Below are 20,137 nucleotides of genomic sequence, written 5' to 3' on the forward strand. Positions count from 1 at the left end.
TTGGGTTTGAGAACCTTGTTAGATGAAAAAAACATTAAATTCTTGCAGAAAAACCGCAAAAAGACAAAGGGGTGAGAATCTTGTTAGATATGAAATGGATTTTTTGCGTTTTTTTTCCTATATGTGCCAGTTCACGAATTTGAGAATTTTGTTAGATTATACTTGACTATATAGACACGAGTTTGAGTTCTTTGTTAGATGAAAGAGAGATCAAGTGCTAATAGAGAGTAGTCAGCAGATGTAATATGAGTGCCTTTTTTTAAAAGAATAGCCTAGTGTCAAAAATTAAATTGACACTAGGCTGCTTTTTACATATAATTGTGCCAATGAAATAATGGCACAAAGGAAAGGTGTGACAATGATTTCAAATTTGAAAGATGCTTTATTACGTATAGCTGAACTTGAGGAAGAAAATGCTAAGTTAAAGCAGGAACTAGAAGACTACAAGAGCCGCAAAAATGCTGGAAGACAGAAGCATGATGCTAAATGGATGGAATCATATAATGATTTTGCTATTAAATTTGCAGGCGGAATGACAATTATGGAAATAGTTGCTGAGGGTGACATAAGTCGTAGGACAGCATATAGGTATAAGGCATATTTTGATGAAATAAGGAAGTATGAGGAGAAAAAGAAGCAATAATTTGTATGGAAGAAGTAAATAAGCGAAATGTATCTGTGATTAAGGATGTGGATGGAAATAATATAGTCGTGATAAACGATATTATTTTCAAAGGAAAACGTGGAATTTGTTGGGAAGATGTAGAGGAATATCTACGAAACTATGTGGGAGATTTTTATACTATAGCTGAATCTAATGAAATTGTTTATATAGGAGCTGATCTGCCAGATGAATATGCGCATTCAGGTTATACATTGATCCTTAAAGGTACAAATGAAAAGGCCAAAGCTAATGCGGCACAGGGATTACCAGAACTAATAAGTACAGCTACCAATATGGAGTATACAGAGAATACAAAAGCTAAGCATATGAAAGATGCAAAATTTGGTTGGTATAAATATGAATCTAGATTTGCATTACCGGTTTTTGGAACGGACGGACAGGTAGAGAGATATAATGTATTTCACGTGGCTATGATATTAAGACATGCACAAGATGGTAAAAAGTATCTTTATGACATTATGAACATAAAAAAAGAAACGAGCGACCTTTTCCAGTCATCAGACCTTACTCAGTAAAAAACCCATTTCTTGAAAACTATAATACAGGCACAGACAATAAATGTCAATAACAGCAACATCTGCGATGCAGTATAGCTGTTGACTGTGGTAATATAAAGGCATGTGTTTTCTATATTGAGAGCACATGCTTTTACTTTGTAATAATGGCTTATTTGTCGGTCTAGGAGTTTATTTATGAAAAAGACACCTTGGGGCAGGATAATACTTGCATTATCTATAGTTTTATTTGGTTTATTTATGGTATTTGGAGTTCCATATTTAAGGGACTATATGAAATTAAAGAAATTCGTTTACGTGACAGACACTACATATCCAGAGAAATTTCAGAGGCTAGCTACATGGGAAAAGAAGTCTTGTGCAATCAACAAGCTTGGATATACTAAAGTTCCAACTATTGAAGAAAATGGCTATCAGGACCTATCTTACTACTGCGAAAACATCTGCGATTGGATAGAGGAGTGCTTAGAACAAGTACCATACAATGAGGCACCGTGGCTATATCAGGTGTTCAAAGTGGAGATGCCATCACTCACAGAAGAATTCCCGCTGGTTTCCTACGTTAGCGCTGATTATGACAGAAACACCCTTTATGAAGCTCTTTATACATTCATTGATGAAAGGTTATCAACAGCAGATTATAACCAGAATTATGATGAGTATGGTTCTATGCAGTATGTTGAAGAACCTACAGAAGATGAGATACTTACATTTGATAATGAGCCAGATTGCACTTATGAGGCAAAAGATGGCACCATCTATTGTATGATGCCGATTGACAGGGCAGCAGGCAGTAGCTATTACATGCTGGTCAAGACTACCGATGGCGGGGAGACATACACATTGGTCAATTCAGATCCATATCGTGGATCAGGAGGACAGGCTGCGTGGATAGAGTTTATTGATGATTCAGATCTGGGATTTGCCTGCCTTACCTATAGCGGTGGTGACGAGGGAATGCTTTATAGAACCGATGATAGAGGCAAGACTTTCACCATAGTAAACTACCCATCAGCCCAGATAAAGCTTTCAGATGGAACAATTTATAATCCTTTTGTGATTCCTGAGAAGGTCTGGAAAGAAGATGGTAAGCTTTATTTACTTGCTGGTCAGAGTCCGTGGTCTGGAGATTATTATAGCGAAGAACTTGATAAATACCCGTCGGGACTATATGTATCACAGAATGACGGAATAAGCTTTGAATACTTAGGAGAACAGTGATATGGCACTTCAGATGGTACATATGGAGATAGCCTATAGGCTAATAGACAAACTTGGAATTACTGAAGGTAAAGAGCAATTTATCTTAGGCTCAGTAGCCCCAGACTCGGTGCATTTTAGAGATCCTTACCTTATAGAAGAAAAGATTCACACTCATCTCTTTGAAGGCTGCGGAACCTGGAGTGATACTGATGACTACGATAGATGGAAGAGTAATATTGCAGAGTTTCGTGATAAATTCGCTTTATGCGAACCTGACCCTGTGAAAAGAGCTTTTTTACTAGGAATCTGCGTGCACTGCTGGACAGATTACTGCAATGATGTTCTGGTGTGGAGAGCGCTTCAAAAGAAGTACATTCCCCCAATGACTACCCAAGAGTTTAGGGAAAACTATTATCCAGAGGCAAGGCTCCTTGATCAGTGGCTTCATCAAAACAGCGAAAATACTAAAGAGATAATGAGCCTTCTAGAGCAGTCAAAACCAGTAGACTTTGAAGATTACCTAAGGGCAGAAGATATAGAAAAGACTAGGCAGCATCTTCTCCATGTTCAGTATGATGTTCCAAAGGCAGATATTTCGGGCAATAAGTTCTATCCAAAGGAAATGATGACAGAGCTTATAGATGCAGTTGTTACAGACCCTATGTTATGATATTTACTAGGACTTAAGATAAAAGACACGAGACAAAAGTTGGAGGGAAATGGTATGGCAAAAGTATTACTTAATCAGGTGGGATTTACAAAGGATTCAGTTAAGAAAGCAGTCCTTGATTTTAAGGCAGCTGACTTTCAGATCAAAAATGATAAAGGCGAGAGCGTCTTTTCTGGAAAAGTTCAGCACTTTGGTACAGATGAGATCTCTGGTGAAGATGTATCAGTGGCAGATTTTAGCGAGCTTACAAAAGAGGGTACATACAAGCTCTTTTCAGGAGACGCTGAGTCTGTGACATTCGCTATTGGCGATAATGTATATGACAAGCTTATGAAGGATATCTGCAAGTGCTTTTATTTCCTTCGCTGCGGCGATGCGCTTACCAAGGAATATGCTGGTGAATATTATCACAAGCCATGCCATATGACCAAGGCAACAGTTTACGGCGAGGATGTAGATCATGTTGATGTAACAGGTGGCTGGCACGATGCTGGTGATTACGGAAGATATTCAACAGCAGGGGCTGTGGCTGTAGCACATATTCTTTATGGCGTTAGATTTTACAAAAATCTTTTGAATGTTAAGTTCAATATTCCAGAAGTTAAGTGTGATAATGGCAAATTACCTGACATCCTCGCAGAAGTTAAGGTGGAGCTAGATTTCCTCAGGAAGATGCAGAGAGACAATGGCTCAGTTTGGCACAAAGTAACTACATTTTGTCACGCACCATTTTTGATGCCAGAAGATGACAAAGGCGAGCTTTTCCTCTTCCCTGTTTCATCCATGGCTACAGCAGATATTGCAGCTGTATTTGCCCTTGCCAGCAGCATCTACAAGGACTACGACAAGGCATACGCTGAGACACTTTTATCAGACGCCAAAAGAGCTTATAAATGGTTAAAAGAGAATCCTAAGGAGATGCTCTTTAAAAACGCTGAGGGTTCAAACACAGGTGAGTACGGCGAAGCAGAGGATATCTCAAATAGATTCTGGGCAGCAGCTTCTCTTTACGAAGTGACTGGTGAAAAAGATTATTACGAAGACGCACTCACTCAGAAGGAAAGACTTGAAGCCTTTGACAAGAATGCTACATCCAAGGGCTATCAGGGCGATGTATTTACATGTCTTGGCTGGGCAGAGGTAGCAGGTCTTGGCTCATTATCAGTTCTTTTAAAGAATGAAGATAATGCCCTTACAGATGAGATCAAAAAGAGATTTATGGGCGAAGCTGACAGGCTTGTAGCAAACGGCAAGAAGAACGGCTTTGGCCTTTGCATGGAAGCTAAGGACTTTATCTGGGGCAGCAACATGGAGCTACTTAAGTATCTCATGATACTGACTGTTACATATACAGAGATCACATCAAAAAAAGAATATAAAAATGCTGTCACAGCAGGTATTGACTACCTTCTTGGCTGCAACAGCATGGATGTTAGTTATGTGACCGGAAATGGTGAGAAAGCCTTTAGGAACCCTCATCTGCGCCCAACAGCAGTGGATGATATCGAAGAGCCATGGCCTGGCCTTGTTTCAGGAGGCCCTAACGTCGGCCTTCAGGATGAGAGAGCCAAAGAGGTTCCGGCTGGTTCAGCGCCTATGAAGTGCTACTACGATCACGTTGACTGCTATTCACTTAATGAGATCACTATCTACTGGAATTCACCACTTGTATTTGTAATGGCAGGCTTACTTAAATAACTTCTTTTCAAATCTAAAAAGATAGGGATAAGCGCCAATACATACGAATGAAACGATACCATACCTGACAAGCCTTACCATTCCTGCAAGGAAAGTACCTGAGGTAAGGAAGTCAGGGTTAAATGGAAGCTTTAACAGGGAGTTGAGAGCAAGATAGAGAATTCCCCCTCCCAATACTCTCGTAAGGCAAAGAATGGGATTTCTTGTTTCTTCAAAGTTTACAAATTTCTTTTCATATTCTACGGAAACAAAGAAGCCCCCCATAAGGCCAAGGCCTGTAAAGTAATCAGAAGTCTTGCAGTAAAAAAGTCCGATACAGCAGAAAAGGAAAATGAAAAGAAAAACGATCCATCGGTTCTTTTCACCAGCTTTTTTGAGGATCTTTGGAACTATGAATATGATAGCAAGACCAAGGAGCCATCCGCAAAGGACATCAGTTGGATAGTGAACGCCTACAACAATTCTTGAAAAGCCTACAACAGGAGGGAGAATAAATGCCAGAGTAGTAAGTATCTTATTCTTTTTGTATCTTGCAAGAGAACCGTAGGATGTTACTGAGTTTGTGGAATGTCCGCTTGGAAAAGAGAATCCCTGACCTGCGATATCGTAGATATCAGATTCAGAATCAACCGGTCTTAGGCATTTGATACCAGAGTTGTCGAAATATGGTCTGCGTCTCCAAAAGATATTTTTGATCATAGGATTTAAAACGATACCGATCATGACGTTTGTGCCTACATAGATGCCGAATTTTTTGTCATAGCACCAGTACACAAAGCCCAGGATCAGGATCAAAAGGAGTTCTTCGCCAAAGGCTGAGAAAAAGGATATGAAGGAAATAAACCTTTCTCCAAGGGCATTTTGCAAAAACTCCATAAGTCGTACTTCAAAATCAAAATAAAAAGAATTACCGCTTAATGCTTCCACTTTCGCGCCTCCTAAAACTGAGTTATTCTAAATATAAGTTTACTATAATTATACTGTGAGTTGGAACTATAATTCAAAAGCTGGTTTATTAGATGGAGAGATCTATGAATGTTCGAGAAAAATACAATCAGATAACCCTTAAGCTGATTGAGAGAGGGCTGACTATCACTACCATGGAAAGCTGTACTTCCGGTCAGATAGCTTCCCTTATTACCGACACAGAAGGATCCTCTGCCGTTATGAAGGGTGCTTTTGTTACATACAGTAATGAAGCCAAGATAAAGCAAGGGGTTCCAAAAGAGATAATAGAAAAATACGGCGTATATTCAGAAGAAACTGCAGTCTCTATGGCAAAAGAGGCTAGAAAAGCCTATGATGCAGATATAGCGATAGGAGTTACAGGAACTATGGGAAACGTAGATCCTGCCAATAATGATAGCGTTCCCGGAACAGTATTTTTTGCTATCAGTACCGCAAAGGATATATATATAAAACGCTTTGAAGTAGCACCTAAAGAAAACAGGTTGGAGTACAAATTGGCTGTTTGTGATGTCATCGCAGATTGTTTATTAAATCTGTTAAAAGACATTTGAAAAAGAGGTGAATAAATTATGAATATGACAGTTTTACAGGGACTTTTGATACCTTTCCTTGGCACAACACTTGGATCTGCCGGCGTGTTCTTTATGAAAAAAGAAATGAACAAACAGCTGGAAAGATCTCTCACAGGCTTTGCAAGTGGTGTCATGGTGGCGGCTTCCATCTGGAGCCTTATAATTCCTGCAATGGAAGAAAGCTCAGGCATGGGACGACTGGCATTTCTCCCGTCATTTATAGGTTTCTGGATAGGTATATTGTTCCTGTTATGCCTCGACTGCCTGATTCCGCATCTTCATATGCATGCTGATAAGGCGGAAGGTGTTCATAGCAAATTTAAAAGGATCACAATGATGGTTCTTGCTGTCACGCTTCACAATATTCCAGAGGGAATGGCAGTAGGTGTTGTATATGCAGGATTTGTTACAGGTAAAGCTGAGATTACAGCAGGAGGAGCCCTTGCCCTTGCTCTTGGTATAGCAATCCAGAATTTTCCTGAAGGAGCTATTATCTCAATGCCACTTAGAGCAGAAGGTACCAGCAAAGGAAAGGCATTTTTGTATGGTATGTTATCAGGTGCAGTTGAGCCTGTTGGAGCTCTTTTGACAATAATTGCAGCACCGCTTCTTGTACCATATATGCCCTATTTCCTGAGTTTTGCCGCTGGAGCTATGATGTATGTGGTTGTTGAGGAACTTATTCCAGAAATGTCAGAAGGCGAACATTCTAACATTGGAGTTATCATGTTCGCCCTCGGATTTACAGTAATGATGGCTCTTGATGTGGCCCTTGGATGATAAATTATAGTGTCTGTCTGAAAACAGCGTATTTTCTAGGCTCTAAAGCAAAGATAAGAAGCATTCCAAGTACAAAGCATGAGAAAAATTCTCCAGCGCCTACTGTAAGAGTGAAATAAAGAAGTGTTCCAGGGAATTCATATACATGAATGAGAACCTGAGGAACAACGATCATATTTGCTACGATTGGAGGAATAGGTGCAAGCCATTTGATGGCACAGTTTCCCTTGTAGAAACCGACATCGGATGGCTTTTTAAAACCATGGGCAATAAAGTAAGTAACCATTGCTCCGATCAAAGTAGCTATTGAACCAAATACAGTATCTAAAAGCATGCATCCGGTAAGTGTGTTACTGATGATGCAGCCAAGGAAAAGTCCTGGGATAGCTGCTGGTGTGAAATAAGGCAGAATAGTAAGTGCCTCTGAGAAACGCACTTGAATAGCATAGTTTGCAAGTCCAAGTGAGTTTGCGAGTAATGTCAATACGACATAAAGAGCTGCTATTACTGCAGCCTGAGTGATGAAAATAACCTTTGTGTTGCGCATAAAATCTCCTTTAGTTTTGTTTAGCGTCAGGAAGGTCTCGAACTGACGTTATTTCTTTTGAACAACGTGTCCTAGTTTATCATCAGAATAAATATTTGTCTACCCTAATGCCGTTAAATATGTTATATATATAGCTAGCGTCATTACGCTACTCTTGAAAGGAAATCCATGAAAAGAAATTATAAATTGCAGATAAGCTATGACGGAACCAGGTTCTATGGATGGGAACGTCAACCAAATAAAGAAATGACAATTCAGGGGAAGCTTGAAAGTGTCCTCACTAAGATGACAAATGCTCCGGATAATGATCCGGTAAACGTGAATGGCTCAGGCAGGACAGATGCAGGAGTCCACGCAAGAGGCATGGTAGCAAGCGTTGTTCTTGACACAGAAATGACTGAGGATGAGATTCAGGAATATATGAACAAATATCTTCCAGAAGACATCAGTGTCAATGAGGTAAGGGCTTGTTCGGAGAGATTCCATGCCAGATATAATGCCCTTGGTAAGACCTACCGATATACATGTTGGTATGGTGCTTCCAAGCCAGTGTTTGACAGGAAATATGTTCTTGTTCTTGAAGAAAAGCCTGATGTAGATAAGATGCGTGAAGCAGCTCTTTTGCTTATTGGTACACATGATTTTAAGAGCTTTTGCGGGAACAAGAAGATGAAGAAGTCAACGGTAAGATGCGTTGATGCTATCAACATAGAAGAGAGCGGTAACTATATCAGATTCTATTTCCATGGAAATGGTTTTTTGCAGAACATGGTCAGAATCCTGACAGGTACTTTGTTGGAAGTTGGTTATGGCAACATCCCTGTTTCAGATATCAAGGGCATCCTGGAAGCCTGTGACAGGCAGAAAGCAGGACCAACAGCACCGCCAGAAGGCCTTTGTTTAATGAAGGTTGACTACTGATTTTTCAGCAGATATTATTAATATTACTATCAAATCTTTGATAAATTTTTTATGCGGGGTTACTTATGACAAAGAAAATCTTTTCAGCACTTTCTTACGCACTTATTGGTGCAATTGTAGTTCTAAGTGTCTTTTCTCTAACAGGTACTACAAGCTATGCAGCAGGAACAGGAGCTGTCTCTATTGGATCAGCTTCAATTGCAGGAGAGAACGTAGTAGTTACAGTATCTGCTTCTGACATACCAGCCAGTGATGATGGCAAGTATTATCTTTTTGCAGAAAAAGTCTATCAGGGAACCGTTGCAGGTGCGCCGGTAGCATCAGTGCCACTTGGGGCCAATGCCACATTTTCAATTCCACTTGGAAACAAGACAACTTCATGTCATCTCTATGACAAGTTTCAGGTAGCTGTCCTTCAGGGTGGAGCTTACGTTCCTGTAACTGGAGCTCGCTATATCACCAACCCTGAGGCTCTTGCTTCTAATTCACCAGCTCGTAAGAACAATGGTAAAAAAGGCCTTATTCTTGACGGTGCCAAGATCGGTAACGGCAACACAGAGGCTTCGCAGCTTGGTGTTCAGCAGGCTGCTTACAACATCAACCTTGAAGATGTTATCGGTGGTAACGGACAGGTTATCTATGAATACAATGGTAAGACCTATTATTTTGATTCATCTTACCTTAGCCAGTATGACCACTGCGTCAGAACATGCACTCAGCAGGGCATGGGCGTTACGATGGTTCTTTTAAACCCAAGAGCAGCAGGAGAAGAGTTTATGATCTCACCTAGCTCAAGAGGCGGAAGAGCTACATACTACATGATGAACACTTCAGAGGATAAGGGACTTGAGTACTTAGAAGCAGTTGTTTCTTATCTTGCCTTTAGATATAACGGAGCAAATGGCCAGGGACAGGTTGATAACTGGGTAATTGGTAATGAGGTCAATGCCAAGAATATCTGGAATTATTCAGGAGTTTCAGATCTTATGACTTATGCGCAACTCTACGCAGATGAACTCAGAGTATGCTACAATGCTATTAAGAGCAGAAATGCCAATGCCTATGTATGTGTGAGTCTTGATCAGAACTGGACACATACCCACAATCCAGGAAGCTACTACTCAGCAAGAGCTACCCTTGAAGCAATCAACTCCTGTATTACAGCGCAGGGTAACATTGACTGGGCCCTTGCAGAGCATCCATACAACTATCCAATGACATGGACAAGCTTCTGGACACCAAAGAATGCAACAACAGCGGCTATGACTACTCATAGTATTGACACTCCATATCTTTCAATGGAGAATATTGAACAGCTGACAGATTACATGTGCCAGCCAGCTATGAGAAATTCGAAGGGTGCTGTAAGACCTATTCTCTTAACAGAAGTTGGTTACTCATCAACTCAGGGAGAAGAGGCTCAGGCTGCAGCAATCGTATATGCTTATCAGAGAGTTGCAACCAACCAATACATCAAGCTCATTGCATTTAACAGACAGACTGATTATCCTTTGGAAGTATCCCAGGGACTTGCAGTAGGTCTTACAAGGCAGGATGGCTCAAGAAAGCTTGCTTTCGAATATTATCAGCAGATGAATGGGCCAAACGCAGGTGCTTATATTCAGAAATCTGCTGCATTTATGGGGATTGCTGATTGGAACGCAGCAATGAATGCGAGATAAAACATGAGAATAATTGATTACTACAATTATATAGCTACAGCTGCATGCATCTTTACCGGTGCAGCAGCTGTAATTATTTGCAAAAAAAACAATATGAAGGATCTTTCTGCCAGGGCAACGACGATCATCTTAGCAGTGATCATGTTTGTTGCTGCTTTTTTAAGACTCTACAGATTGGGAGCTATTCCATATGGCCTTCATCAGGACGAAGCTTCACTTGGCTATGAGGCTTATAGTCTTGCAACATACGGAATAGACAGAAATGGATATCCTTTTCCTGTTTATCCTATTACCTGGGGATGCGGCGGTGGAAGTCCGCTTATGATCTACCTTAATGCCATTAGTATCAGGCTTTTTGGAAGCGGAGTTGTTAAACTCAGGCTGATTCCTGCTATTTCAGGTATCATCACTGTGTTTTTGTTTTATCTCGTGGTAAAAGAGCTGACAGATAATGCGAAAGCTGCCCACAAGAATATGATCTCACTTTTTGCAGCATTTTTCCTCGCTGTATGTCCGTGGCATGTGATCCTTTCAAGGTGGAGTCTTGATGCTAATATCATGCCACTTAATATGTGCATTTCAATGTATCTTTTCATGCTTGGTATCAGGACCAAAAAAACCTATGTCTATGTGCTGAGCGCTATAGCCTACGCTATCTGTATGTATAGCTATGGATCAGCAACTATCGTGGTGCCAATTCATTTGCTTCTTCTTTGCGTCTTTTGCCTAAAGAATAAGCTTTTAAATATCAAGCAGCTTATTGCTTCAGGGGTAGCATTTTTAGTAGTATTTGCGCCACTTCTTATTTTTTACATGGTCAATTATCTGGGACTTCCAGAAGTGTTTGCAGAGCATTTTACCATCAATAGATTCACTGCATCCAGAAGTGGAGAGGTGTTTATTGCACTTGATTCCTCGCTTCCAGCAAATCTGTTTAATAATCTCAAGGTGTTTTTCAAGGTTATAACTATTGGAGATGACACAGATATGCTGTGCCACTTTATTCCAGGCTATGCAACGCTCTTTGAGTTCACATTTCCTATTACATTCATTGGGATATATGTGACTTTTAAGGATGTCTTTTCAAAGAAAAGCAAGGACTCTGCAGAGAAAAGAGCTATCGACTTTGTCTGGCTTTCAATGCTGATCGCGTGCTTTATCATGGCGCTAGTGATAGTGACTGATATCAGCAGGATGGTAATGATGTTCCTTCCGCTTATCTACTTCTTTGTTAAGGGCTTTGGTTTTGTTCTTGAGAGGACTGCCAGGGTGGGTGTGCTTATCCCGGTTCTTTTGTTGTTTGCTGCCATATCTTTTTCTAAGGACTACTTCCTTGACTACAACAATGTGACTGGCAATCTCTTCATGCCAGGTTACGGTGAAGCCATTGAAAGAGCCTATGAGATAGCAGGAGATGAAAGACCTATATATTCAACCTATGACGGTTTATCAGCTCCATTTATGCTGGCTCTTTATTACAATGATTACGATGTTAACAGGTTCTATAAGACAGTTAATTACAAGGATCCCTATGGAGAATTCAGAGTCGCAGACAGCTTTGGAAACTTCATTTTTGGGCTACCACAAGATATAGATAATGCAGATGCAGATAATGCGGTTTTTGTTTTGTCTGAGTCAGAATTTGAGGCATTTCATAACGCAGATTCGTACTTAAGCGAGCACCTTGGAGGGTACTGTATCCTGCATAAACACTGAGGTTAATTCTTTTTTTAGAAAGGTTAAAAAAGGATTAAATATACCCCTGACCTATCGAAAAAAATCGTTATTTCTAAGATAATAATCTTACACACAAAAAATCTTTTGTTGGTGGAGGGATATTTATGAGAAAACAATTTCTTTCTTTAGCTGTCACATTGGGAATGTCTATAGCATTTCTTTTAAATGTGAATCATTGTGTGACTCCATCTGCAGTTGTATATGCTGCCGAAGAAAAGGCAGAAGGAATAAGGATAGATGAAGAGTATCTTGTACCTGATATTTACGGCTGGTGTACTTACTATATTTTAGTTGCTACTAACGAAACTGGTGAAGATATTGCTATTTCATCGGATTTTGTAGCAATCGATGGAAATGGAAATGTTCTTTCCAAGGTTCATGATTATTTAGATGCTGTCAGAAACGGTCAGCAGTTTATATTATATGGCCAGTTCATCAATGAAGATCTAAACGGAGTTGCGGACTATGATTATTCATTTGATATAAGAACAACTGACAAATGCTCATATTCTATGATATCTGTAGACGCCAGCAGGAATGACAGGTACCTGGAAGTTAGTGCTACAAACTATTCTGAGAGTGATATTCAGGGAGTTGGCGTCAGGACTGTTTTTATGAAGAACGGAAGAGCAGTCGGTTTTGATGCAGTCAATATAGCTGATTATGGCTATACCTTTTACGGAGGCAGTACCAATTCTCAAATCTTGGGGTACAATACCAAGGACTATGATAATTACATTTTAACGTATGCTTCAGCTAGAAATTAACGAGCTTTTTAGTGAAAAAAAGTTAAGGCCAATCCTTCTGGATTGGCTTTTATAATGAGAAAAACTATGCTATACTATACACTGGTTATACACTATTTTTGAAAGAGATTTGTAGTAATGGCGTCAGGAACTGGAGAGAGAAAGCAAAAGAAAGTTTACAGTAAAAAGATACAAAAGTTACGAAGAGCGATTGTTATTACTGTAGTGGCTGCTTGCCTGATTCCTACGTGCATTTGTTTGATATTAGCGGTTAGATACGACAGACTTAGGACTAGATACGAGAAAAGTGAAGCTGACCTTAATTGGTACAGAGACAGATATGGCGATGAGAAGTCCATTTTAGCGGCTTCGGATTCGGGAGATAGTGGAGGAGATGTAAACGCTGAGACTGGCGGATTCGAATGGGATTATGCAAATGTCGATGTCAGCGGAGCTCAGAACCCTGAAGATATTGAGGGGACGAGGTATGTCTATCTTACTTTTGATGATGGCCCTAGCTCTTCAACTGGAGAGATACTTGATATATTAGATCAGTATGGTGTCAAAGCTACCTTCTTTGTTTGTGGCAAGCCAGATTCCAAGTATACAGATTTATATAAGAGAATTGTGGATGAGGGGCATACTTTAGGTATGCATTCTTATAGCCACAAGTATAAAGAAATCTACGCTTCACTTGATTCTTTCAAAGATGATTTCAAGAAGATCAAGATCTTTTTGTATGACACAACAGATGTTGATTCCATGTTTTACAGATTCCCCGGTGGTAGTTCTAATCTTGCCATCAAGGATGATGTGGCAGAGTTTGAGGAATTTCTTGATGAACAGGGCGTGACATATTTTGACTGGAATGTATCTGCCAATGATGACAAGGCAGGAGCCACAAAGGAATCAATCTATAACAACATCGTAAGCAATATACCTAAGTTCAAGCATTGTGTAGTGCTTATGCATGACGCAGCTGACAAGAAGCACACAGTTGAGGCATTACCTGAGATCATAGAAGCGATTCAGGCAATGGATGACACAGTGATAGTACCGATAACTGAGGATACGTTACCGGTTCAACATATCAAAAAATAATCTAGAAAGTATGAATGGAGGATGTCAGGATGGGATTTTTTTCTGAGTTAAAGAGCGATCTATCTCAGGCTGTAAATACACTCATGCCAGAAGATAAGCTTGCAGAAGCAGACAATCTTGATAAAGAAAATCAGAAAGAAGATTCTGCAAAAGAGTTAAGACCTGAGAAGGTCGATATCGACAGCATGTTAAATCGTCTTGATGATATTAAACTTGATGATATCGGATCTGCAGAGGATGAAGAGAAGGTATCAGAGGAAGTAGAAAAAGTAGAAGAGATAGTTGATGAGTCAGTTGCAGATGAACCTGAGACAGTTGAGCCAGAGGAGACTCCGGTTGAAGAGGCTGTAGAGGAACCAGCTAAGGAAGCTGAAGACGAGGCTGCAGAGATCGAAGAACTCGAGCAGAAGATCGAAGAGCAGACAGCTGTTGAGACAGCATTTGAGGAACCTAAGAGTGCAATTGAAGCTATCAATTCACAGCACATTGATGAGTACATTGCAGAGAGCAATGTATCAGATACAACAACTAATTATGGGGGGGAAGAGAATATGGAATTCGAACAGCAGACACCAACAGATGAAACAGCTAGCATTACTGAAGGAATGGTCATTAATGGTGACATTCAGACAACAGGATCACTTGATCTTGTAGGAAAGGTTACAGGTAACATCCAGTGCCTTGGAAAGCTTAATGTAACAGGTGAGATCACAGGTGATTCAGAAGCAGCAGAGATTTATGCTGAGGCAGCAAGAATCACAGGTGAAGTTAAGAGCAAGGGTAGCGTAAAGGTTGGTCAGAGCACAGTTATCGTTGGTAACATCTTTGGATCAAGCGCAGTTATTGCAGGTGCTGTTAAGGGCGACATCGATGTTCACGGACCAGTTGTTCTTGATACAACAGCTATCGTAATGGGTAACATCAAGTCTCAGTCAGTACAGATCAACAATGGTGCTGTTATCGAAGGTATGTGCTCACAGGCATATGCTGATGTTAATCCATCAGAGTTCTTCGAAGGACTTAAGAACAAGTAATTTTTATCAAGTAAAATGGAGATATTATGAGAGTATTATTAAAACTCAGCGGAGAAGCGCTTGCTGGTGATAAAAAAACAGGCTTCGATGAAGAAACCGTAAGAAAGGTAGCACTTCAGGTCAAGCAGCTTACTGATAAGGGAACACAGGTAGGTATCGTTATCGGTGGTGGCAATTTCTGGAGAGGTAGAACCAGCGAGAACATTGATCGCGTTAAGGCTGATCAGATTGGCATGCTTGCTACAATCATGAATTGTATCTATGTATCAGAAATATTCAGAAGTGAAGGTATGATGACTAACATTCTTACTCCTTTTGAATGTGGATCATTTACAAAGCTCTTTTCAAAGGATCGAGCAAACAAGTATTTCGAAAAGGGTATGGTTGTATTCTTTGCAGGCGGCACAGGTCATCCATATTTCTCAACTGATACAGGAGTTGTTTTAAGGGCTATTGAGGTAGAGGCTGATTACCTCCTTCTTGCTAAGGCAATCGACGGAGTATATGACAGCGATCCAGCCAAGAACCCAAATGCTAAGAGATATGACACTATTTCAATCGATGATGTAGTTGCTCAGAATCTTCAGGTAGTAGATATGACAGCTTCTATCCTTGCAAGAGACAATAAGGTTCCTATGAGAGTATTTTCTCTTCAGGAAGAAAACAGCATTGTGAAGGCAGCAGATGGAAATTTCAATGGAACAACAGTTACTGTTGACTAATGATTGGAATTTTAAGGAGGAATAGGTATGAACGAGAAATTAAAAGAATATAGCGAAAAAATGCAAAAATCCTTCGACTTTCTTAAGGAGGATCTTGCTTCTATCCGTGCTGGAAGAGCTAATCCACACGTACTTGATAAAATCAAGGTAGATTATTATGGTACACCAACACCACTTAATCAGGTTGGTAACATTTCTGTTCCGGAGGCTAGGATCATTCAGATCGCACCATGGGACAAGGCTCTTATTAAGGATATTGAGAAAGCACTTATGACATCAGAGCTTGGTATCACTCCAAGTAATGATGGTGCTATCATCAGACTTGTTTTCCCAGAGCTTACTGAGGAACGCAGAAAACAGCTTGCTAAGGATATCCGTAAGAAGGGTGAGGACGCTAAGGTTGCAGTTAGAAACGTAAGACGTGACGGTAACGATGCGTTAAAGAAGCTTAAGGGCTCAGATGTTTCTGAGGATGAGATCAATGATCTTAACGAGGAACTTCAGAAGCTCACTGACAAGTTCATCAAGGATATTGATGCAGCTATTGAAGAAAAGAATAAAGAGATCATGACGGTATAAGCTATGGAAGAAGTTATGAATGTACCTGAGCATGTGGCTATCATCTTGGATGGTAATGGAAGGTGGGCCAAGGAAAAGGGAATGCCTCGAAATTACGGACACATGCAGGGAGCAAAAGCTGTTGAGGATATCTTGGTAGATGCCAGAGACATCGGTATCAAGTATCTTACAGTTTATGCATTTTCAACAGAAAACTGGACTCGCCCTGAGGCAGAGGTTTCTGCCCTTATGACGATCTTGCGTAATTACTTAAAGACCAGTATCAAGAAGTCAATGAAAAACAATGTGCGTTGCCGAGTTATCGGTGAGCGCAGTGCTCTTTCAGATGACATCCAGAAAGCTATTGGTGAACTTGAAGAGGCAACCGCTGGCAATACAGGTCTTACATTTACTATTGCCATTAACTACGGCAGTAGAGATGAAATTACACGTTCAGTTAGAAAGATTGCAGAGAAGGTCAAGGCAGGAGAGGTTCTCCCAGAGGATATATCTGAGAAGATGATCGCTGAGAACCTTGATACAAACTATCTTCCTGATCCAGATCTTCTTATCAGAACATGTAATGAGCAGAGAATTTCCAATTATCTGCTATGGCAGTGTGCTTATACGGAGTTTTACTTTACTCCTGTGGCATGGCCAGATTTTAATAAGGCTGAGCTGCTCAAAGCTGTAGAAGCTTACAGCAAGAGAACCCGCAAGTTTGGCGGCCTCAAGACAGATCAGATCTAAAGATAATAAGGCTAGGACTAAATATTGAAGACAAGAGTTATTAGTGGAATCGTTATTGCCCTGGTACTTGCTGGAGTGCTTATTCCTGGGGGATATCTGTTGGCAGCGGTTCTGACAATAGTTTCATTTATCAGCTATTTTGAACTCACAAGAGCAACAGGGGTTCATGAGGACAACAAGAAAGTTAATGCACTGGAAGCTTGTGGCTATGCGTCGATCATTGTTCACTACGTACAGATGATACTTGTAAAGAGTCATAAGTATTTTGTCTTTTCTATCTTGTTTGCTTTCTTTCTAATAATGGTATGCTATGTGCTTAGTTTTCCTAAGTTCAAGTCAGTTCAGGCGGTGGCAGCATTTTTCTGCTTCGTTTATGCCCCTGTCAGTATGTCTTTTGTATACCTGCTTAGAATGAGACCTTATGGGCAGTACTTTGCTTGGATTCCTTTTATTGCCTGGGTATGTGACACTTGCGCATATTTTGCAGGAAGAGCTTTTGGTAAGCATAAGCTGGCACCTGTTCTTTCCCCAAAGAAGACTATAGAAGGCTCAATTGGAGGAATTCTGGGTTCTGTGATTGTGGGAGCAATATTTGGTTATGTGCTTTATGTAAATGCAACTCATGATAAAGCAGTCATCTTTGTACTTGTGATCATAACATTCGTAGGAAGTATCATAGCTCAGCTTGGTGATCTGCTTGCTTCAGGAATCAAGAGAGATCATGAGATCAAGGACTATGGCAAGATCATTCCTGGCCACGGCGGTATAATGGATCGTTTTGACAGTGTAATATTTGTAATTCCTTGCGTATATTTTTTAGCAGCAGTGCTATTTCCACTTATGAAATAAAAAGAAGTGATCAGTTTCTGATCACTTCTTTTTTTTGCATGTAATATCACTTCAATTTAAGCTCTACAGCCTCTTCTCCACCAGCAAGCATTTAGCCTTGTGAATTGGAATAGTTCTTTGTATAGGAAAAAAAGCTTCTAAGTGGTATAGTAAAAGGTAGTTTATTTTTTTAAGGACAGGTTATTTTATGAAGAGAAAAATAGTACTTTTAGGCTCTACTGGTTCAATTGGAACCCAGACTTTAGATGTAGTTAGAAATAATAATACTGAACTTGAGGTAGTGGGACTTGCTGCCAATAGGAGTGTAGGTGCTGTTGAGAAGCAGGTCAGAGAATTTAAGCCGAAGTATGTCTGCATGTTTGATGAGAATGCTGCAAAGGACATGAAAGACAGACTTGCTGACCTTGATGTGAAGGTTTACGGAGGAATGGAAGGTCTTTTGGAAATTGTTTCTGTTCCGGAAGCAGATACTGTACTTACAGCTGTTGTAGGTATGATCGGTATTAAGCCTACTATCAGAGCTATTGAGAGCGGCAAAGATATTGCTCTTGCCAATAAAGAGACACTTGTGTGCGCAGGCCATATCATCATGCCACTTGCTGCAAAGATGGGAGTTAAGATCCTTCCAGTAGATAGTGAGCATAGCGCAATTTTCCAGTCTATGAATGGTGAACCTAAAGATAAGGTAGAGAAGATTCTTTTGACAGCCAGCGGCGGCCCATTTAGAGGTAAAAAAAGAAGTGAACTTGAGAGCATGACAGCTGCGGACGCACTTAAGCATCCAAACTGGGATATGGGACCAAAGGTTACTATTGATTCTTCATCTTTAGTTAATAAAGGACTTGAAGTAATGGAGGCAAGATGGCTCTTTGATGTATCACTTGATAATATTCAGGTTCTGATACATCCTCAGAGCATTATTCATAGTGCAGTTCAGTACTGCGATGGAGCTGTTATGGCGCAGCTTGGTGTACCTGATATGAAGCTTCCTATCCAGTACGCACTTTTTTACCCGGACAGAAGACCTATGGCTGAAAAGAGACTTGATCTCTTTAAACTTGGAAGTCTTACTTTTGAAAAGCCTGACACTGACACCTTTAGAGGACTTAAGCTTGCTTTTGATGCAGCTTATGCCGGCGGCAGCATGCCTACAGTATTTAATGCTGCAAATGAGATGGCAGTTCGCAGATTTTTGAAGGGGGATATCAGATATCTTCAGATCTATGATATGATCGAGGAAGCTATGAGACATCACAAGAAAATAGAAAATCCTGATGTGGCAGCTATCCTTGCTGCAGAAAAAGAGACTTACGACTTCTTGGAGGCATAAATCTTATATGTTAATTAGTGTGATTATATTCTTTGTAATATTTGGAATACTGGTTACGTCCCATGAATTTGGACACTTTATCATTGCTAAATCCGGCGGTATCAGAGTCAATGAATTCTTTGTTGGAATGGGACCAACTATTTGGAAGAAAAAGAAGGGTGATACCTTATACAGCATCAAACTCCTTCCAATCGGCGGCGCTTGTGTGTTTGACGGAATGGATCCTGTAGAAGAGGAAAAAGAAGGCTATGATGAGCACTCATTTTTGAATGCTTCTGTATGGCGTAGGATCGCAACGCTTTTTGCAGGACCATTTGCAAACTTTATCATTGCTTATATCCTTGCAGTTATCTTGGTAAGCTTTTCTGCCTGGAATTTCCCTGTAATCAACGAGCTGACAGAGGATTCAGCTGCCCAGGAAGCAGGAATGCAGCCTGGTGACAAGATCATCAGTGTTGACGGCGAAAAGGTTTACATGGCAGGTGAAGTTACACTTATTTCTCAGTTCGCTGAAGGCTCTCCGATGGATATCGTATATGAGAGAGATGGACAGATCTATGAGACAACACTTACTCCAAAGTACAGCGCAGAAGCTGGAAGATACTACATGGGTGTTTACCTTGGAGAGTTTGGTGAGATCAAAGGACCACAGGCTCTTAAGTATGCCTGGTATGAAGTAAGATATTATTTCAAGACCACATACAGAAGCCTTGCTCTTTTGTTTAAGGGTAAGCTTTCAAGGGATGATGTTTCTGGACCTGTAGGAATGGTCAAGATCGTAGATGATGCTTATCAGGAGACCAAGCCTTATGGTATATCTTCAGTGATACTTACCATGCTTTCTCTTACAGTTCTTTTATCAGTTAACCTTGGAGTAATGAACCTTCTGCCACTTCCTGCGCTTGATGGAGGAAGGCTGGTGTTCCAGTTTATCGAGGTTATATTTGGTAAAAAAGTACCACCAGAGAAAGAGGGATTAGTACATATGATAGGTATGATCGCACTTCTCGGACTCATGGTATTTGTACTGTTTAATGATATTACAAAGTTTACACGTTGATAATAGAA

Annotated in this window: 21 protein-coding genes; 19 read left to right on the forward strand and 2 right to left on the reverse strand. The window is 40.3% G+C overall.

The window, feature by feature from the left end:
* Positions 1-358: 358 nt before the first annotated feature.
* The 5 genes from BUA02_RS04435 to BUA02_RS04455 all read left to right on the forward strand — a co-directional run bounded on the left by BUA02_RS04435 (position 359) and on the right by BUA02_RS04455 (position 4,771).
* The gene (locus BUA02_RS04435) at positions 359-643 is read left to right on the forward strand and encodes a resolvase (protein WP_072701381.1); all 285 of its coding nucleotides are present in this window, start codon (positions 359-361) and stop codon (positions 641-643) included.
* Positions 644-648: 5 nt separating this feature from the next.
* Positions 649-1,200 (forward strand): hypothetical protein, encoded by a 552-nt coding sequence (locus BUA02_RS04440; protein ID WP_072701383.1) that lies wholly within the window; start codon positions 649-651, stop codon positions 1,198-1,200.
* Positions 1,201-1,377: 177 nt separating this feature from the next.
* Complete coding sequence (locus BUA02_RS04445) at positions 1,378-2,421, forward strand: WD40/YVTN/BNR-like repeat-containing protein (protein WP_072701386.1); 1,044 nt, start codon at positions 1,378-1,380, stop codon at positions 2,419-2,421.
* A gap of 1 nt (position 2,422) precedes the next feature.
* Positions 2,423-3,073 (forward strand): zinc dependent phospholipase C family protein, encoded by a 651-nt coding sequence (locus BUA02_RS04450; protein WP_072701388.1) that lies wholly within the window; start codon positions 2,423-2,425, stop codon positions 3,071-3,073.
* A 54-nt stretch (positions 3,074-3,127) separates the two neighbouring features.
* Positions 3,128-4,771 carry a glycoside hydrolase family 9 protein gene (locus tag BUA02_RS04455; RefSeq protein ID WP_072701390.1) on the forward strand — a complete coding sequence of 548 codons (1,644 nt, stop codon included), beginning with the start codon at positions 3,128-3,130 and terminating at the stop codon, positions 4,769-4,771.
* Here BUA02_RS04455 and BUA02_RS04460 read toward each other — a convergent pair.
* Positions 4,760-5,698: a phosphatase PAP2 family protein gene (locus tag BUA02_RS04460; RefSeq protein ID WP_072701393.1), complete on the reverse strand. Its 939-nt coding sequence runs from the start codon at positions 5,696-5,698 to the stop codon at positions 4,760-4,762. The genes BUA02_RS04455 and BUA02_RS04460 overlap by 12 nt on opposite strands.
* A gap of 104 nt (positions 5,699-5,802) precedes the next feature.
* Between BUA02_RS04460 and BUA02_RS04465 the strand changes: the two genes are divergently transcribed.
* Both BUA02_RS04465 and BUA02_RS04470 read left to right on the forward strand, forming a co-directional pair.
* Positions 5,803-6,291 carry a CinA family protein gene (locus BUA02_RS04465; RefSeq protein ID WP_242946474.1) on the forward strand — a complete coding sequence of 163 codons (489 nt, stop codon included), beginning with the start codon at positions 5,803-5,805 and terminating at the stop codon, positions 6,289-6,291.
* An 18-nt stretch (positions 6,292-6,309) separates the two neighbouring features.
* A complete protein-coding gene (locus tag BUA02_RS04470) occupies positions 6,310-7,092 on the forward strand; it encodes a ZIP family metal transporter (protein ID WP_072701397.1) in 783 nt (260 codons plus the stop codon).
* 4 nt (positions 7,093-7,096) lie between these two features.
* On the opposite strand, the gene BUA02_RS04475 is transcribed toward BUA02_RS04470, so the two are convergent.
* Entirely contained in the window at positions 7,097-7,639 is a 543-nt protein-coding gene (locus tag BUA02_RS04475) for a QueT transporter family protein (protein WP_072701399.1), read from the reverse strand.
* 168 nt (positions 7,640-7,807) lie between these two features.
* Between BUA02_RS04475 and truA the strand changes: the two genes are divergently transcribed.
* From truA to rseP, 12 genes are all read left to right on the forward strand, one after another.
* The gene (truA, locus tag BUA02_RS04480; protein WP_072701401.1) at positions 7,808-8,560 is read left to right on the forward strand and encodes a tRNA pseudouridine(38-40) synthase TruA; all 753 of its coding nucleotides are present in this window, start codon (positions 7,808-7,810) and stop codon (positions 8,558-8,560) included.
* 65 nt (positions 8,561-8,625) lie between these two features.
* The gene (locus BUA02_RS04485; RefSeq protein WP_072701404.1) at positions 8,626-10,242 is read left to right on the forward strand and encodes a DUF5722 domain-containing protein; all 1,617 of its coding nucleotides are present in this window, start codon (positions 8,626-8,628) and stop codon (positions 10,240-10,242) included.
* Between the two features lie 3 nt (positions 10,243-10,245).
* A complete protein-coding gene (locus BUA02_RS04490) occupies positions 10,246-11,958 on the forward strand; it encodes an ArnT family glycosyltransferase (RefSeq protein ID WP_072701406.1) in 1,713 nt (570 codons plus the stop codon).
* A 125-nt stretch (positions 11,959-12,083) separates the two neighbouring features.
* Positions 12,084-12,746 (forward strand): hypothetical protein, encoded by a 663-nt coding sequence (locus BUA02_RS04495; protein ID WP_072701408.1) that lies wholly within the window; start codon positions 12,084-12,086, stop codon positions 12,744-12,746.
* Positions 12,747-12,863: 117 nt separating this feature from the next.
* Positions 12,864-13,826, forward strand: coding sequence for a polysaccharide deacetylase family protein (locus BUA02_RS04500; RefSeq protein WP_072701410.1), 963 nt, complete (start codon positions 12,864-12,866; stop codon positions 13,824-13,826).
* A 29-nt stretch (positions 13,827-13,855) separates the two neighbouring features.
* Positions 13,856-14,860, forward strand: coding sequence for a polymer-forming cytoskeletal protein (locus tag BUA02_RS04505; RefSeq protein ID WP_072701412.1), 1,005 nt, complete (start codon positions 13,856-13,858; stop codon positions 14,858-14,860).
* A 26-nt stretch (positions 14,861-14,886) separates the two neighbouring features.
* A complete protein-coding gene (gene pyrH, locus BUA02_RS04510) occupies positions 14,887-15,582 on the forward strand; it encodes a UMP kinase (RefSeq protein WP_071175613.1) in 696 nt (231 codons plus the stop codon).
* Positions 15,583-15,609: 27 nt separating this feature from the next.
* A complete protein-coding gene (gene frr / locus BUA02_RS04515; RefSeq protein WP_071175614.1) occupies positions 15,610-16,161 on the forward strand; it encodes a ribosome recycling factor in 552 nt (183 codons plus the stop codon).
* A 15-nt stretch (positions 16,162-16,176) separates the two neighbouring features.
* Entirely contained in the window at positions 16,177-16,890 is a 714-nt protein-coding gene (locus BUA02_RS04520) for an isoprenyl transferase (protein ID WP_071177434.1), read from the forward strand.
* 24 nt (positions 16,891-16,914) lie between these two features.
* Positions 16,915-17,739 (forward strand): phosphatidate cytidylyltransferase, encoded by an 825-nt coding sequence (locus BUA02_RS04525; RefSeq protein WP_083572652.1) that lies wholly within the window; start codon positions 16,915-16,917, stop codon positions 17,737-17,739.
* Between the two features lie 187 nt (positions 17,740-17,926).
* Positions 17,927-19,069 (forward strand): 1-deoxy-D-xylulose-5-phosphate reductoisomerase, encoded by a 1,143-nt coding sequence (locus tag BUA02_RS04530; RefSeq protein WP_072701416.1) that lies wholly within the window; start codon positions 17,927-17,929, stop codon positions 19,067-19,069.
* 7 nt (positions 19,070-19,076) lie between these two features.
* A complete protein-coding gene (rseP, locus tag BUA02_RS04535; RefSeq protein ID WP_083572653.1) occupies positions 19,077-20,129 on the forward strand; it encodes an RIP metalloprotease RseP in 1,053 nt (350 codons plus the stop codon).
* The last annotated feature ends 8 nt before the right edge of the window (positions 20,130-20,137 follow it).

It is taken from the genome of Butyrivibrio hungatei DSM 14810 (assembly GCF_900143205.1).
GTDB classification, from domain to species: Bacteria; Bacillota; Clostridia; order Lachnospirales; family Lachnospiraceae; genus Butyrivibrio; species Butyrivibrio hungatei.

Bases quoted from the DNA above. Each gene is read 5' to 3' on its own strand.
- BUA02_RS04530 (WP_072701416.1), top strand. From the start codon at position 17,927: ATGAAGAGAAAAATAGTACTTTTAGGCTCTACTGGTTCAATTGGAACC.
- BUA02_RS04445 (WP_072701386.1), top strand. From the start codon at position 1,378: ATGAAAAAGACACCTTGGGGCAGGATAATACTTGCATTATCTATAGTT.
- BUA02_RS04475 (WP_072701399.1), bottom strand. From the start codon at position 7,639: ATGCGCAACACAAAGGTTATTTTCATCACTCAGGCTGCAGTAATAGCA.
- BUA02_RS04440 (WP_072701383.1), top strand. From the start codon at position 649: ATGGAAGAAGTAAATAAGCGAAATGTATCTGTGATTAAGGATGTGGAT.
- frr (WP_071175614.1), top strand. From the start codon at position 15,610: ATGAACGAGAAATTAAAAGAATATAGCGAAAAAATGCAAAAATCCTTC.
- BUA02_RS04485 (WP_072701404.1), top strand. From the start codon at position 8,626: ATGACAAAGAAAATCTTTTCAGCACTTTCTTACGCACTTATTGGTGCA.
- BUA02_RS04450 (WP_072701388.1), top strand. From the start codon at position 2,423: ATGGCACTTCAGATGGTACATATGGAGATAGCCTATAGGCTAATAGAC.
- rseP (WP_083572653.1), top strand. From the start codon at position 19,077: ATGTTAATTAGTGTGATTATATTCTTTGTAATATTTGGAATACTGGTT.
- BUA02_RS04505 (WP_072701412.1), top strand. From the start codon at position 13,856: ATGGGATTTTTTTCTGAGTTAAAGAGCGATCTATCTCAGGCTGTAAAT.
- truA (WP_072701401.1), top strand. From the start codon at position 7,808: ATGAAAAGAAATTATAAATTGCAGATAAGCTATGACGGAACCAGGTTC.
- BUA02_RS04455 (WP_072701390.1), top strand. From the start codon at position 3,128: ATGGCAAAAGTATTACTTAATCAGGTGGGATTTACAAAGGATTCAGTT.
- BUA02_RS04490 (WP_072701406.1), top strand. From the start codon at position 10,246: ATGAGAATAATTGATTACTACAATTATATAGCTACAGCTGCATGCATC.
- BUA02_RS04495 (WP_072701408.1), top strand. From the start codon at position 12,084: ATGAGAAAACAATTTCTTTCTTTAGCTGTCACATTGGGAATGTCTATA.
- BUA02_RS04520 (WP_071177434.1), top strand. From the start codon at position 16,177: ATGAATGTACCTGAGCATGTGGCTATCATCTTGGATGGTAATGGAAGG.
- pyrH (WP_071175613.1), top strand. From the start codon at position 14,887: ATGAGAGTATTATTAAAACTCAGCGGAGAAGCGCTTGCTGGTGATAAA.
- BUA02_RS04465 (WP_242946474.1), top strand. From the start codon at position 5,803: ATGAATGTTCGAGAAAAATACAATCAGATAACCCTTAAGCTGATTGAG.
- BUA02_RS04470 (WP_072701397.1), top strand. From the start codon at position 6,310: ATGAATATGACAGTTTTACAGGGACTTTTGATACCTTTCCTTGGCACA.
- BUA02_RS04435 (WP_072701381.1), top strand. From the start codon at position 359: ATGATTTCAAATTTGAAAGATGCTTTATTACGTATAGCTGAACTTGAG.
- BUA02_RS04500 (WP_072701410.1), top strand. From the start codon at position 12,864: ATGGCGTCAGGAACTGGAGAGAGAAAGCAAAAGAAAGTTTACAGTAAA.